Annotated in this window: 13 protein-coding genes; 11 read left to right on the forward strand and 2 right to left on the reverse strand. The window is 68.2% G+C overall.

Going from position 1 to position 14,440, the window contains the following annotated elements; all coding sequences use genetic code 11:
- The first annotated feature begins 70 nt into the window (after positions 1 to 70).
- Positions 71 to 772 (forward strand): TIGR03089 family protein, encoded by a 702-nt coding sequence (locus OC550_RS01880; RefSeq protein WP_262103611.1) that lies wholly within the window; start codon positions 71 to 73, stop codon positions 770 to 772.
- Between the two features lie 29 nt (positions 773 to 801).
- On the opposite strand, the gene OC550_RS01885 is transcribed toward OC550_RS01880, so the two are convergent.
- Positions 802 to 1,386 (reverse strand): GtrA family protein, encoded by a 585-nt coding sequence (locus tag OC550_RS01885; protein ID WP_262103612.1) that lies wholly within the window; start codon positions 1,384 to 1,386, stop codon positions 802 to 804.
- A gap of 163 nt (positions 1,387 to 1,549) precedes the next feature.
- On the opposite strand from OC550_RS01885, the gene OC550_RS01890 reads away from it, so the two are divergent.
- The 5 genes from OC550_RS01890 to OC550_RS01910 all read left to right on the forward strand — a co-directional run bounded on the left by OC550_RS01890 (position 1,550) and on the right by OC550_RS01910 (position 7,260).
- Complete coding sequence (locus OC550_RS01890) at positions 1,550 to 2,719, forward strand: 5-(carboxyamino)imidazole ribonucleotide synthase (protein ID WP_262103613.1); 1,170 nt, start codon at positions 1,550 to 1,552, stop codon at positions 2,717 to 2,719.
- Positions 2,719 to 3,231 (forward strand): 5-(carboxyamino)imidazole ribonucleotide mutase, encoded by a 513-nt coding sequence (purE, locus tag OC550_RS01895; RefSeq protein WP_262103614.1) that lies wholly within the window; start codon positions 2,719 to 2,721, stop codon positions 3,229 to 3,231. Before OC550_RS01890 ends, purE begins: the two co-directional genes overlap by 1 nt.
- A gap of 2 nt (positions 3,232 to 3,233) precedes the next feature.
- The gene (locus tag OC550_RS01900) at positions 3,234 to 4,865 is read left to right on the forward strand and encodes an LCP family protein (protein ID WP_262103615.1); all 1,632 of its coding nucleotides are present in this window, start codon (positions 3,234 to 3,236) and stop codon (positions 4,863 to 4,865) included.
- A 98-nt stretch (positions 4,866 to 4,963) separates the two neighbouring features.
- Complete coding sequence (gene manA / locus OC550_RS01905; protein ID WP_262103616.1) at positions 4,964 to 6,244, forward strand: mannose-6-phosphate isomerase, class I; 1,281 nt, start codon at positions 4,964 to 4,966, stop codon at positions 6,242 to 6,244.
- Complete coding sequence (locus OC550_RS01910) at positions 6,241 to 7,260, forward strand: peptidoglycan bridge formation glycyltransferase FemA/FemB family protein (protein WP_262103617.1); 1,020 nt, start codon at positions 6,241 to 6,243, stop codon at positions 7,258 to 7,260. Before manA ends, OC550_RS01910 begins: the two co-directional genes overlap by 4 nt.
- Positions 7,261 to 7,821: 561 nt before the next feature.
- On the opposite strand, the gene glpX is transcribed toward OC550_RS01910, so the two are convergent.
- Complete coding sequence (glpX, locus tag OC550_RS01915) at positions 7,822 to 8,859, reverse strand: class II fructose-bisphosphatase (protein ID WP_262103618.1); 1,038 nt, start codon at positions 8,857 to 8,859, stop codon at positions 7,822 to 7,824.
- 153 nt (positions 8,860 to 9,012) lie between these two features.
- Here glpX and OC550_RS01920 point away from each other — a divergent pair, with 153 nt between their 5' ends.
- The 5 genes from OC550_RS01920 (at position 9,013) to OC550_RS01940 (ending at position 14,201) form a co-directional block, all read left to right on the forward strand.
- Complete coding sequence (locus tag OC550_RS01920; RefSeq protein WP_262103619.1) at positions 9,013 to 9,618, forward strand: DUF4245 domain-containing protein; 606 nt, start codon at positions 9,013 to 9,015, stop codon at positions 9,616 to 9,618.
- 10 nt (positions 9,619 to 9,628) lie between these two features.
- Positions 9,629 to 10,243 carry a carbonic anhydrase gene (locus tag OC550_RS01925; RefSeq protein WP_262103620.1) on the forward strand — a complete coding sequence of 205 codons (615 nt, stop codon included), beginning with the start codon at positions 9,629 to 9,631 and terminating at the stop codon, positions 10,241 to 10,243.
- 84 nt (positions 10,244 to 10,327) lie between these two features.
- Positions 10,328 to 11,761, forward strand: coding sequence for a class II fumarate hydratase (locus OC550_RS01930; RefSeq protein WP_262103621.1), 1,434 nt, complete (start codon positions 10,328 to 10,330; stop codon positions 11,759 to 11,761).
- A gap of 110 nt (positions 11,762 to 11,871) precedes the next feature.
- Complete coding sequence (locus tag OC550_RS01935) at positions 11,872 to 12,531, forward strand: TetR/AcrR family transcriptional regulator (protein WP_262103622.1); 660 nt, start codon at positions 11,872 to 11,874, stop codon at positions 12,529 to 12,531.
- A complete protein-coding gene (locus OC550_RS01940) occupies positions 12,528 to 14,201 on the forward strand; it encodes an MDR family MFS transporter (protein ID WP_262103623.1) in 1,674 nt (557 codons plus the stop codon). Before OC550_RS01935 ends, OC550_RS01940 begins: the two co-directional genes overlap by 4 nt.
- Positions 14,202 to 14,440 lie beyond the last annotated feature (239 nt).

Consider the following 14,440-nt stretch of genomic DNA (forward strand, 5'->3'; position numbering starts at 1 on the left):
AGCTTTAACCATTAGAGAGCTGCCACCGCCTGTGTTCTTCTGCACAGGCCCATGATCCACAGGAGAAACCGTGAGCCAAGCCCGCACCATCGACCAGCTGCTCGCCCTGCTGCGCCCGGATTCCTCCCCCGCCCTCATCTGGTACGGCCCGGACGGCGAACGCGTGGAGCTCTCCGGGCGGGTGCTGGACAACTGGGTGGCCAAGACGGCCAACCTGCTGGCCGAGGAACTGGACGCCGAGCCGGGCGCCGTGGTCCTGCTGGAGATGGCACCGCACTGGCGCTCGGTCGTCTGGGCGCTGGCCGGCTGGCAGGTGGGCGCGACGGTGGATGTGTCCTCCGGCGGCAACGGCGGGGCGGAAGGTGCGGACGTCGTCGTCAGTTCCGATCCGGCAACGCTGGGGTCCGGGCCCGCCTACCAGGTGGCGGTGGCCGAGGGCGCCCTCGCGCTGGGGTGGCCGGGCGAACTGCCGGACGGGGTGCTGGACTACGCGGCCGAGGTGCGTTCCTACGCGGATGTTTTCCTGGGGGCCGGGTCCGCCGATCTTCACGCCACGGCGTTGAAGCACGACGGCGGGGAGGTCACCTTTGCGCAGCTGCTGCAGCTGGAGCCTGCGGCGCGGAACATTCTGGTGCCGGCGACGGCGGACTGGGCGGACGTGCTGCGGGCCGCGGTGGCCACCTGGCTTGGCGGCGGCACGGTGGTGCTGGTGCACCCGGCGGCGCACAGCCCCAAGATCGTGGAGAACGAGCGGATCAGCGAGCAGCTATAGCCTGCCGCCAGACAGGGCCCGGGCCGCTGTCAGCGCTCCGGGGTGCTGCCGGCCTCGGGACGGTTGGGGGCCGGGCGGGTCCCGTGGCCGCTGTGCCGGCCGTGCTGGCTCTGCGGCTGTTCCTCTTCGTGGTCGAAGATCTCGTGGTCGTGCGCGAATTCCGGCTCGGCGTCCAGTTCGGCGTTGAAGACGAGGAAGCGGTAGGCGAAAAATCGCACGACGGTGGCCAGCACGGTGCCGAAGACCCCGGCCGCCAGCAGTTCGGTCCGGCCGTCGATGTCCAGCAGGTACTTGGCGATCCAGACGCAGCCCGCTGAGATCAGCATGCCGATGACATTGATCACCACGAACATGACGAGTTCCCGCACCGGATTGGGTTGCCGCCGGTCCCGGAACGTCCAGTAGCGGTTGGCCAGCCAGGAGAACAGGGTGGCCACGGAGGCCGAGACCAGCCGGGCCTTGACCTCGCTCTGGGACATCGGGCCGTTGATCAGCCACCAGTAGAGCCCGTTGTCGATGACGAAGGCGACGCCGCCTACCGTGCCGAATTTCGCGACTTCGCGCCAGAAGAGCGAGACGAGGCCCCGGATGCGTTCTGCCATCGTTCTGTGCATAAGCTGCGCTTCGATTCCTCTCATGGACGCCGGCGCCCCGGGCGGAGGCCAACGGCCCATTGTAGGACCGCCGGCTGGATGATTCCTAAGAAAGGCCCGCCCTCCGGTGGGTCCCGGCGGCCGCTGACAGCCGAGGCACAGGCTGGTTCGGTACGCTTACTGGGTGACTTTCCCCGTAATCGGCGTGGTTGGCGGAGGCCAGCTCGCGCGCATGATGGCGCCCTGCGCAATTGCCCTTAACTTCGAACTGCGCGTCCTGGCCGAGGCCGAAGACGTCTCGGCGGTCGCCGCCGTCGCCAATGCCCCGGTGGGCGACTACAAGGACCTGGAGACGCTGCGCCGCTTCGCGCAGGGCCTGGACGTGATGACGTTCGACCACGAGCATGTCCCCACCGCACATTTGCAGACCCTGATCGCCGAGGGAGTGAACGTCCAGCCGCACCCGGACGCCCTCATCCACGCCCAGGACAAGCTCATCATGCGCTCCGTTGTGGAGAAGCTGGGGCTGCCGAATCCGGCCTGGGCCGCGGTGTCCACCGTGGAAGAACTGGTGGATTTCGGGGACAAGACCGGGTGGCCAGTGGTGCTGAAGACGCCGCGCGGTGGTTACGACGGCAAGGGCGTCCGGATGATCGACGGCCCCGAAGCCGCCGCCGAGGCCGCCGATTGGTTCACCGGGGAGCCCCTGCTGGCCGAGGACAAGGTGGACTTCAGCCGCGAGCTGTCGGCCCTCGTGGCCCGGACCCCGTCCGGCGAGGCCAAGGCCTGGCCGGTCGTGCACACCATCCAGGTGGACGGCGTGTGCGACGAGGTCATCGCCCCTGCGCCGGAACTTCCCGCCGAGGTGTCCGAGGCCGCCCGCCGGGCCGCGCTGCGGCTCGCGGAAGAACTCGGTGTCACGGGGGTCATGGCCGCCGAGCTCTTCGAAACCCCCGGCCAGGGCGCTGGCTTCGTCATCAATGAACTGGCGATGCGCCCGCACAACACCGGCCACTGGACCATGGACGGCTGCGTGACCAGCCAGTTCGAGCAGCACCTGCGCGCGGTCCTCGACCTGCCCCTCGGGGGCACCGAGCCGCTCGGTGACGTCGTCGTTATGAAGAATTATTTGGGCGGCGCCAATACCGACCTGTTCAGCGCATATCCGCAGGCCCTGGCGGCGGAACCGGACGTCAAGGTCCATGGTTACGGCAAGTCCGTGCGTCCGGGACGGAAGATCGGACATGTTAACGTGGTGGGCCGGAAGGGTCCGGACGTTGACGAGCTGCGCCGCAAGGCATCGCGCGTGGCTGCCATCATCCGCGACGGGACAGACCCGCAGGAAGGTAACTAATGAGCGAAACCCCACTGGTCGGCGTCGTTATGGGCTCCGATTCGGATTGGCCGGTGATGCAGGCAGCCGCCGACGCACTGGCGGAATTCGGCGTCCCCTACGAAGCCGACGTGGTCTCAGCGCACCGCATGCCCGAGGACATGATCAATTACGGCAAGCAGGCGCAGGACCGGGGGCTTCGGGCCATCATCGCCGGGGCAGGAGGAGCCGCGCACCTGCCGGGCATGCTGGCTTCCGTGACGGCGCTGCCCGTGATCGGAGTGCCGGTGCCACTGAAGACTCTGGACGGGATGGATTCCCTGTTGTCGATCGTGCAGATGCCGGCGGGCGTGCCCGTGGCCACGGTGTCGATCGGCGGCGCCCGCAATGCCGGGCTGCTTGCGGTTCGCATGCTCGCCGCGGGGACGGACGAGCTGGCCGGACGGCTGCGGCCCCAGCTGGCGGAGTTCGCCACGCAACTGCGCCAAAGCGCCTATGACAAGGGTGCGGCGCTGCGGTCCAAGTTGTCATGAGCATGGACAACGAACGCGGGAACCGCCGCAGCGGCTACGGGTCCACCGACCCCGTCCGCTACCCGCAGAGCGCCGCCGCGCCGGTCCGGACCAAGCGGGCCTTCGTCCTGCTGCTGCTGACCGTCTTCATTCCCGGCAGCGCCCAGCTAGTCGCCGGCAGCCGCAGCCTGGGCCGCAAGGCACTGGCGGTCACGCTCAGCGTGTGGGTCCTGCTCATCGCGGCTGGCATCATCGCGCTGGTCAACTGGACGCTCCTGGTCACCATCGTCACCCACCGCTGGACCTCGCTGGTACTGGTCGGCGTGCTGGCGCTCCTGGCCGTGTTCTGGGCCTTCCTGTTCCTCGACACGCTGCGCATCATCCGCCCGAAGCTGCTGGCGCCGGGGATGCGGCCGATCATCGCCGTCAGCCTCGTGGCGCTGATGGGACTGACCGCCGGCACGCTGGGCTACTCGGCCTATCTGCTCAACGTCAGCCGCAACACGATCGGCAGCATCTTCGAGTCCCGGCCCGCCTTCGATCCGGTGGACGGGCGCTACAACTTCCTCTTGATGGGCGGGGACGCCGGCGCCGGACGCACCGGGCTGCGGCCGGACAGCATCCAGGTCGTCAGTGTCGACGCCAAGACCGGCCAGACCGTCATGTTCGGCATCCCCCGCAACCTGCAGAATGCGCCGTTCCCCGACGATTCGCCACTGAAGCAGGTCTACCCCAACGGCTTCGACTGCGGCGACGAGTGCATCATCAACGCGCTCTACGAGGATGTCGTCCAGAACCACGCTGATCTCTACCCCGGTGCCAAGGACCCCGGCGCCGAGGGCATGAAGGACGCCGTCACCGGCATCCTCGGCATCGAAATCCAGGCGTACGCGCTGGTGGACATGGGCGGCTTCGAGCAGCTGGTGGACGCCATGGGCGGAATCACCGTCGACGCCGGCAACTGGGTTCCGATTTCCAACAGGACCATCCCGGGCACCAACCAGCACTATCCCCCGAAGGGCTGGATCGCCCCCGGCGTCCAGAAGCTCGACGGCTACCATGCCCTCTGGTACGGGCGGTCGCGCGAATTCGCCACGGACTATGACCGCGTCCAGCGCCAGCAGTGCGTGATGCAGGCGATGGTCAAGCAGCTGGACCCGGCCACCGTCCTGACCCGCTTCCAGCAGCTGGCGGCCGCCGGCGAGCAGGTCGTGGAGACGGACATCCCGGGCGAGCAGCTGGGCAGTTTCGTCTCGCTGGCGATGAAGGCCAAGGGCGAGAAGATCGAGAGGCTGACGGTCGGGCCGCCGGACTTCGGCACCGCCGCGGACAACTTCGTCACCTACCCCGATTTCGACCAGGTCCACTCCCGTGTTCAGGAGAAGTTCATCCAGAAAGAGGAGACTAAGAGCAAGGCCGCGTCCAAGCCCAAGGAATCGGGCAACGACGACGGCGGCAGCGGCTCCGCGGACCAGGGAACCTCGGGCAGCGGCTCCGGCGGGGATTCGGCCGCGCAGGAAACGCCGGCGGAACAGGCGCCGGCCACCGCTGAGCCCGAGATCACCGAGGAGTACCTGCAGCAGCTGGCCGAGATCGGCGACACCGCCACGCTCGGGACACTGCTGGCGGACAACGGCAACTGCAAGGTGCCCTAGGCTTACCCCTAGGGAGGCCCCCGGCCCCCGGGCTGCAGGACATACCAGGCAGGCAGATCCGCTGCGGCGGGCAGGATCCGACAGAAGAGGCATCAAGCATGTATCGGTTGACCAACGTGATGCGACCCTACGCATGGGGTTCGCTGACCGCCATCGCGGACCTGTTCGGCCGCAAGCCCTCGGGTGGCCCCGAAGCCGAACTCTGGATCGGCGCCCACCCCGATTCGCCGTCGACCGTTACCTTGCCGGACGGCGAGGAACAGCCGCTAACGGACTTCATCGATGATGCCCCCGGCCTCGCCCTCGGCGACGACGCGATGGGACTGTTCGGGCCGAAGCTGCCGTTCCTCACAAAGGTGCTGGCCGCCGAGGAAGCCCTGTCCCTGCAGGTGCACCCCACGCTGGAACAGGCCCGCGCCGGGTACGCCCGGGAGAACGAGGCCGGCATCCCGTTCACCGCCCCGGAGCGCAGCTACCGCGACGACAACCACAAGCCCGAAATGATCTTCGCGCTGACGCCGTTCCAAGCGCTCTGCGGCTTCCGCGAGCCGGCGCAGTCCGCAGCGCTCTTCCGCAACCTCCTCGAGCACCTGGTGACGGCCGACGCCCAGACCGGCCTGCTGGAGCGCGTCATCGCACTGCTCGAGGGACCCGAGCCCTCCGCCGCCATCCGGGACGCCTTCGTTGCGCTGCTCGATGGCGGCGCCGACGCCGCAGCTCTGGTCGACAGCACCGCCAACGTGCTGGACAAGCTGCCGGAGGGCGGCATCGGGCCGGAGCTCACCACGGTCCGCTGGCTGATCGAGCTGTACCCGAAGGACCCCGGGACCCTGATCTCGATGCTGCTCAACCTGGTGACGCTGGAGCCGGGCGAAGGGCTCTACCTCCCGGCCGGAAACGTCCACGCGTACCTGCACGGCCTGGGCATCGAGGTGATGGCCACCAGCGACAACGTGCTCCGCGGCGGGCTGACTCCCAAGCACATCAACATTCCCGAGCTGCTCAACATCACGGACTTCCAGCCGATCGAGCCGCCCTACGTTCGGCCCCAGTTCACCGACGCCGGCCAGGAGCTCTACTGCCCGCCGTTCGCCGAGTTCCAGCTGCAGCGGATCGAACTGAACGACGGCGCCACCCCCGTGGCGCTGGCGCAGCACGGTCCCGCTGTGGTGCTGGCCGTCAGTGGCGGGGCTATGCTGGACTCGCCGGTGACGGACCTGACCCTGCGGCGCGGCGACTCCGCGTTCATCCCGGCCTCGGAGCAGCCAGTGCTGGTCCATCCCGTGATCGACGGCGGTTCGCCCGCCGTGCTCTTCGCTGTCACCTGTGCAGGCAACGCCGCTGAATTCGACGAACAAAGAACGGAAACCGACGAATGACTTCCTCCATCCTGCAGTCCGCCGCCTGGGCCACCTTCCAGCGCAGCCTCGGGAAGAAGGTCTTCGAACAAAGCGGCGACGGCTGGTCCTTCCTGGCGATCCAGGAGAAGACCCCGCTGGGCAGCTTCCTCTACACCCCCTACGGGCCCACCGCCGCCGACGTGCCGGCCCTGGACCGCGCCCTCGAGGCCCTGGCCGAACTGGCCCGGGCCGAAGGCGCCCACTACGTCCGGGTTGAGCCGGTCGGCGCAGATCTCGGCGCCGACGCCACCGCCGTCCTGTCCGGCCTCGGCCTCGTCAAGGCCCCGGCCGACGTCCAGCCGCATCTGACCTGGATGGTGGACCTGACCCAGGACGAGGACGCCATCCTCGCCGGGATGCGCAGCACCAGCCGGAACCTTTATCGGAACATCCACAAGAAGGGCGTGACCTTCGAGGTCTCCACCGACCCGGAAGACATCTCCATCCTGCTCGGGTTCCTCCACGACGTCTCCGAGCGCGCGGACTTCAAGGCCCAGTCGGACGACTACCTCGCCCACGCCGCCCGCACCCTCATCCCGGCCGGCGCGGCCAAGCTCTTCATCGCCAAGCTGGACGGCACCCCCATCGCCGCCGCCCTCTCGTACGACACGGACACCACCCGCGTCTACGCCCACGCCGCCGCGGACGACAACCACCGCAAGCTCAACGCCGGCATCCCGCTGGTCGTCAACATGATGATGGACGCCAAGCAGGCCGGCATGAGCCGGTTCGACATGTGGGGCGTCTCCCCCGAAGACGAACCCGACCACAAATGGGCCGGCTTCTCCCGCTTCAAGCGCTCCTTCGGCGGCTTCGAAGTCGCCTACCCCGGCTCCTGGGACCTCCCCGTCAACAAGACCATGCACACCGCCTACGGCATCGCCCGCCGACTGAGGGACGCCGCCGGTCCCGCGCTGCACAAGGCCCGCACCGCCGTCGGCCCCGTTCTGCAGAAGGCCCGCACCGCCGTCGGCAAGGCCCGCAGCAGCCGCTGACCTGCCGCCGGGGACGCCCCGACCGGGCGGCCCGTCGGCCCGCCCCGCCCCGGGGACAGTCCCCGGCCCGGCCCTTCCTCCCCGCGTACAGTCTCAGGCCCATCCGCCCCGCGGACAGTCCCCGGCCCGGCCCTTCCTCCCCGCGTACAGTCTCAGGCCCTGATCTTCCGCCCGCGGGCAATCCCCGGCCCGGCTCTTCCGCGCCGCCCTAGCGCGGTGCCCGTCGGTCATCCTGCACAGCATTAAGACGGGCCGCCGGCATCGCCCCACGTCAGCGCGTTGCTTGAAGCCTAAAGATGTCTAAGGCGGTCTAATCCTGTCCAGTTGGCCGGGCGCGCCGCCGTAGAGCGGTGCCGTCGGCCGGCCTGCACGCGCAACCTTCCACGTTTAAAACCGGCCGCCGGCATCGGCCCACGTCAGGGCTTTGCTTGAAGCCTAAACCTGGAAAGTTAGCCTCAAACGCGGGAAGTTCGGTCCCGCCCCCTGCACCCAGGCCCGAAAAGCAAGGAACCCGCCCCGGCCAAAGCCGAAGCGGGTTCCCCATAGCCTGAAGCGGCAGCCTCAGCGCTTGCGCGCGTAGGTCTCCCACTTGTCCGCACGGTGCTCGCCCTCGACGAAGCGGATGGTGCCGGACTTCGAACGCATCACGATGGACTGGGTCAGCACGGTGTTCGGCTTGTAGCGCACGCCGCGCAGCAGGTCGCCGTCGGTGATGCCGGTTGCCACGAAGTAGCAGTTGTCGCTGGTGACAAGGTCGTCCGTGGTCAGCACCCGGTCCAGGTCGTGGCCGGCGTCGAGGGCCTTCTGCTTCTCCTCGTCGGAGGTCGGCCACAGCCGGCCCTGGATGACGCCGCCCAGGGACTTGATGGCGCATGCGGCCACGATGCCCTCGGGGGTGCCGCCGATGCCCATGAGCACGTCCACGCCGGTGCCTTCGCGGGCAGCGGCAATCGCGCCGGCCACGTCGCCGTCCATGATGAACTTGGTGCGCGCGCCCGCGTCCCGGATCTCCTGGACCATCGGCTTGTGCCGGTCGCGGTCCAGGATCATCACGACCACCTGGTTGATCTTCTTGCCCTTGGCCTTGGCGATCAGGTGCAGGTTCTGCTTGATCGGCAGGCGCAGGTCCACCAGGTCGGCGGCCTCCGGCCCGGTGACCAGCTTCTCCATGTAGAACACGGCGGACGGGTCGAACATGGTGCCGCGTTCGGAGACGGCCAGCACGGAGAGCGCGTTGTTGATGCCCAGCGCGGTCAGGCGGGTACCGTCGATCGGGTCCACGGCCACGTCGCACTCGGCGCCGGAGCCGTCGCCGACCCGCTCGCCGTTAAAGAGCATCGGTGCTTCGTCCTTCTCGCCTTCGCCGATCACCACGACGCCGTTGAAGTGGACGGTGGAGAGGAAGGAGCGCATGGCGTCGACGGCGGCGCCGTCCGCGGCGTTCTTGTCGCCGTAGCCCACCCAGTGGCCGCCGGCGATCGCTGCGGCTTCGGTCACCCGCACCAGTTCCAGCGCGAGGTTGCGGTCCGGTTCATCATCGCGCACCGCCAGCGACGGCGAGAGCGTGGAGTACTGGGCGGCCTGAACAGCTTTGGACACGAGAACCTCATCTTCGAGCGGTTGGACACGTTTGTGCTTCACTTCGATCATAGTCCGCCGCACCCGTCGCGGCGTTTGTGACTGTGCGCACGCAACCGGCAACCGCGTACGACGGCGGTGCCCGGCCCCTGCGTATTAAGGGACAATGGTGGGGTGAGTGAAGTGCGTCCCGAAGCGACCGACCAGCCGGCCCCGACCCCTGTCCTGACGGCGAAGCAGGCCAAACGCGCCAACGCGACCGTCACCGGCATGCTGATTGCCATCGGGCTGACGATCGCCGTCTTCCTGCCGGTCTTCTTCCTCAACCCGAGCAGTAAGTCGGAAGTCTACGAACGTAACATTGACGTCGCCAGCGTGGCAGCCCAGGCGGAAGGCACGGCCGGCTACCTGCCCCTCACGGTCGAACTGGCGAAGCCGTGGCGGGCCAATTATGCCCGCTGGAACTCCGGCAGCAGCAGCCGGGTGCCGGCCTGGGAGGTCGGCTACCTGACACCGAAGGGCCAGCACATCGCCCTGGTCCAGACGGACAAGGCCAACCCCACGTGGACGGCACAGGCAACGGACAACGCCCCCGTCACCAGCGACCGCAAGGCCGGCGGGGAATCCTGGGAACTCCGCGACCGCGGGGAAGGCGAGAAGCACCTGGTCCTCGAGAAGGACGGCTACACCGTCATCCTCAGCGGAGGCGCGGAACTGGACGAGTTCGACACCCTGGCCGCCGCCGTCGTCAAGGAACTGGACGCCCCGGCCACAAAGTAAAGTAAGCAGGGTGACTACCAACCTCACCCCCGCAGAAGCCTGGAAGAAACTCCTCGAAGGCAACGCCCGCTTTGTGTCGGGCTCCTCCATGCACCCCAACCAGGACGCCGCCCGGCGAAGTTCGCTGGTGAATGCGCAGCATCCCTTCGCCATCATCTTCGGCTGCTCCGACTCCCGGCTGGCCGCCGAGATCATCTTCGACCTGGGCCTGGGCGACGCCTTCGTGGTCCGCACCGCCGGGCACGTCCTGGACGAGGCCGTGATCGGCTCGCTGGAGTACGGTGTCGACGTCCTCGAGGTCCCGCTGATCGTCATCCTGGGCCATGACAGCTGCGGCGCAGTGACGGCCGCCAAGGAAACCGTGGACACCGGTGAGATGCCCCGCGGCGGCATCCGTGACCTGGTCGAGCGCATCACGCCGTCCGTGCTCTCAGCCCGGCGGGCCGGCAACGACAACCTCAACGACATGGTGATCGAAAACGTGCGGCAGTCCTCGGCGCGCCTGCTGGACAGCTCGCGGGCCATTTCAGAGGCGGTCGACGCGGGCCGGACGGCCGTCGTCGGCGTCGCCTACCGTCTTGCCGACGGACACGCGGACCTGGTCGCCGGGCACGGCGCCCTCTAGCCTTCGCATACTGCCCTGGGACGCCGCCGCCGGGTGCGCAACACGATTCGGACCCGGCGCGGCCGCAGGCATAAGCTTGGAGCCATGACTTCCACGACTGCCGACTCCGTTGAGTACCGCATTGAACACGACACCATGGGCGAGGTCCGCGTTCCGGTAGACGCCCTCTACCGCGCACAGACCCAGCGCGCCGTCGAGAACTTCCCGATCTCCGGCAAGACGCTCGAGCGCGCACACATCGAGGCGCTGGCCCGCATCAAGAAGGCCGCCGCGACCGCCAACGCGGAGCTGGGCGTGCTGGACGGCGAGCTGGCCAAGGCCATCGAGGAAGCCGCGGACAAGGTTGCCGGCGGCGAATTCGACGGACACTTCCCCATCGACGTGTTCCAGACCGGTTCCGGCACCTCCTCGAACATGAACACCAACGAGGTTGTCGCCGAGCTCGCCACGCGTGCGCTGAAGGACGCGGGCAGCGACAAGGTTGTCCACCCGAACGACCATGTGAATGCCTCGCAGTCCTCCAACGACGTCTTCCCGACCTCGGTCCACGTCGCCGCCACCTCCGCGCTGATCAACGACCTGATCCCCGCCCTGGACTACCTGGCAGCCTCGCTGGAGCGCAAGGCCGAGGAGTTCAAGGACGTCGTCAAGTCCGGCCGCACCCACCTGATGGACGCCACCCCGGTCACCCTCGGCCAGGAGTTCGGCGGCTACGCAGCGCAGGTCCGCTACGGCATCGAGCGCATCAACGCCTCCCTGCCGCGCGTGGCCGAGGTCCCCCTCGGCGGAACTGCCGTCGGCACCGGCATCAACACCCCGGCCGGCTTCTCCGCCCGCGTGATCGAGCTGCTGGCCGCGGACACCGGCCTGCCGCTGACCGAGGCCCGCAACCACTTCGAGGCCCAGGCCAACCGCGACGGTCTGATCGAAGCCTCCGGCCAGCTGCGCAACATCGCCTACTCCTTCATGAAGATCAACAACGACCTGCGCTGGATGGGCTCCGGCCCCAACACCGGCCTGGGCGAGATCGCCATCCCCGACCTGCAGCCGGGCTCCTCGATCATGCCGGGCAAGGTCAACCCCGTCATCTGCGAGGCCGCGATCATGGTCGCCGCGCAGGTCGTCGGCAACGATACGACCATCGCGCTGTCCTCCACCAACGGCGCCTTCGAGCTCAACGTCGGTATCCCGGTCATGGCGGCGAACCTGCTCGAGTCCATCCGCCTGCTCGCCAACACCTCCCGCGTGATGGCGGACAAGATGATCGACGGGCTGACCGCCAACGTGGAGCGCGCCCGCTTCCTGGCAGAGGCCTCGCCGTCCATCGTGACCCCGCTGAACAAGTACATCGGCTACGAGAACGCGGCCAAGATCGCCAAGCACTCGGTGAAGGAAGGCCTGACCGTCCGCGAGTCCGTCGTGGCCCTCGGCTTCCTCGAGCGCGGCGAGCTGACCGAGGAGCAGCTCGACAGCGCCCTGGACGTGCTCTCGATGACCACCCCGCCGCAGGCCAAGTAGGCAGCCTCCGGCCTGTCGGCGCCCCCGGTCCCCCGCGGACCGGGGGCGCCGCCGTGTTTCCCGCCATATTGTTATGCACTTTTGCTTCCTGAGTGCAAAAATTTACTCTCGTGAGTGAGAGTGCAAAGTACGACGGCGGAGGGCTGAGGGAGCGCAAACGCGCGGCTACCCGCCTGGCCATTACCGATGCCGCCCGTGCCTTGACGGCGGCGCACGGCGTCAGCGGCTTTACCGTGGAACAGCTGTGCGAAGAGGTCGGCATCTCGCGCCGCACCTTCTTCAATTACTTCCCCGGCAAGGAAGACGCCATCCTGGGCGACCCGACCGACAGCATCCCGGAATCCCTGGCCAAGGCTTTCGTCGAGGGCGGCCGGAAGTTTGCTCCGGCGCCGCAGTCCGGCGCCCTGACGCCGACGCTGCTCGACGACTTCATCGAACTGGCCGCCGCCATGACGGAGCGGCTGGCCATGAGCCGGAAGGAACTCCTGCGGCTCCAGCAGGCCATTTCCAGCGAACCCAAGCTGATGGCCAAGGCCACGCACGGCACCCGGCAGGCGCAGGACGCCTTCGCCCAACTGCTGGCGGCCCGCGAACGACTGCTTCCCGAGGACCGCCGCATCCGCCTGGCCGTCAGCCTCCTTTCCGCGGTCGTCGAGCGCGCCGGAGCGGAGTTCTTCGCCGAGTGGAACACCCGCAGCTACCGCGACATCCTTACCGACACCGTCAACACCGCCCGGGCCCTCCTGGCCCCCGAACAAGGACTCCTGTGAAAACTACCGCAGCAACCGCAGCCACAGCTGCACGCACCGAACCGCTGCTGCTGACCCAGAAGCGGATCTGGATCATCTTCTCCGCGCTGATCGCCGGCATGATGCTCTCCAGCCTCGACCAGACCATCGTCTCCACCGCCATGCCCACCATCGTCGGGCAGCTCGGCGGGGTGGAGCACCAGACCTGGATCACCACGGCCTACCTGCTGGCGACCACCATCGTGATGCCGATCTACGGCAAGTTCGGCGACGTGCTGGGCCGCCGCAATCTCTTCCTGTTCGCCATCGCCATCTTCACCCTGGCCTCGGTGGGCTGCGCCTTCGCGCCGGACTTCTGGACCTTCGTCGTCTTCCGCGCGATGCAGGGCCTGGGCGGCGGCGGACTGATGATCCTCTCCCAGGCCATCATCGCGGACATCGTGCCGGCCAACGAGCGCGGCAAGTACATGGGCCCGCTCGGCGGCATCTTCGGCCTCTCGGCCGTGGCCGGGCCGCTGCTCGGGGGCTACTTCGTGGACCACCTGACCTGGCAGTGGGCGTTCTACATCAACATCCCCATCGGCATCGGCGCGTTCCTCATCGCCTATTTCGCCCTCACCCTCCCCACAAAGAAGGCGCAGAAGCGGATCGACATGGCCGGCGTCGTACTGCTCTCCGCGGCGACGGCGTGCCTGATCTTCTTCACCGACTTCGGCGGCCGCAACGACTACGGCTGGGATGCGCCGCTGACCTGGCTGTTCGGCGCCGGCATGGTGCTCGCGGCCGTGCTGTTCGTGCTCGCGGAGCGCCGGGCCGAGGACCCGATCATCCCGCTGAGCCTGTTCCGCAACCGCATCTTCGTCAACAGCACCGCCATCGGGTTCACCCTCGGCGTGGCCATGTTCGCGGCGATCGCGTTCGTGCCGACGTTCCTGCAGATGTCCTCCGGCACCTCGGCCGCGGTCTCCGGGCTGCTGATGCTGCCGATGATGGTGGGCATGATGGGCACCTCGATCTGGTCCGGCATCGCTATCACCAAGTCGGGCAGGTACAAGGCCTACCCCGTCGCCGGTTCCGCCGTGGTGATTGCGGCCATGCTCTGGATGACCACGCTGGCCGCGGCCACGCCGATCTGGGTGATCTGTGCCCAGCTGTTCCTCTTTGGCGCCGGCCTTGGCCTGATCATGCAGGTCGTGGTCCTCGTGGTGCAGAACTCCGTTACCGCGGACCAGATCGGCACCGCCACGAGCTCGAACAACTACTTCCGCGAAGTCGGCGCGGCACTCGGCGTCGCCATCTTCGGCGCGATGTTCACCTCCCGGCTCACCACGTCCCTGACCGACGTCTTCTCCGGCTTCGGCGCCTCAGCCCGGGACGCGGCCAATGCCACAGCCAGCCTCGAACCGCATGCCATGAGCCAGCTCCCGGAGCAGCTCCGGGAAGGCATCGTCACCGCCTACGCGGAGTCGCTGGCGCCGGTCTTCTGGTACTTGGTGCCGTTCCTGGTCATCGCGCTCGTCCTGGCCCTGACGATGAAGCAGATCCCGCTCTCCGACGTGGCCGGCATGGTGGCCCGGGGCGAGGCCATCGGCGGCGAGGAAGCCGAGCGGCTGGAAGCTGAGCGGCTCGCCACGGAGCACCTGCGTGCCGAGGCTCCGGAGGCCGATCGGGAGACGGCCTCCCGCCCCTAGGCCGACCGGGAAACGGTGTGCGGGCCGTTCGTAACACGTGCCCCTCGTACGAGGTAATCCCCGCCCCTCGCTGGTGGGGATTACCTCTTCCCCGTCGCCTGTAGGTAGGCACCCTGCCGCCCCCGCGCTCCCCGCGGATCGGCAGGAAACCGGGGATGCGTGCGGCCGGCCCCGCCGCCGTCGGGCCTTCCCCGTCCCCAGCCGGTCAGGTTGCCCGTTCAACCCCCAAACGTGGGGGG

The sequence above is a fragment of the Arthrobacter sp. Marseille-P9274 genome, from assembly GCF_946892675.1.
Taxonomy (GTDB): domain Bacteria; phylum Actinomycetota; class Actinomycetes; order Actinomycetales; family Micrococcaceae; genus Crystallibacter.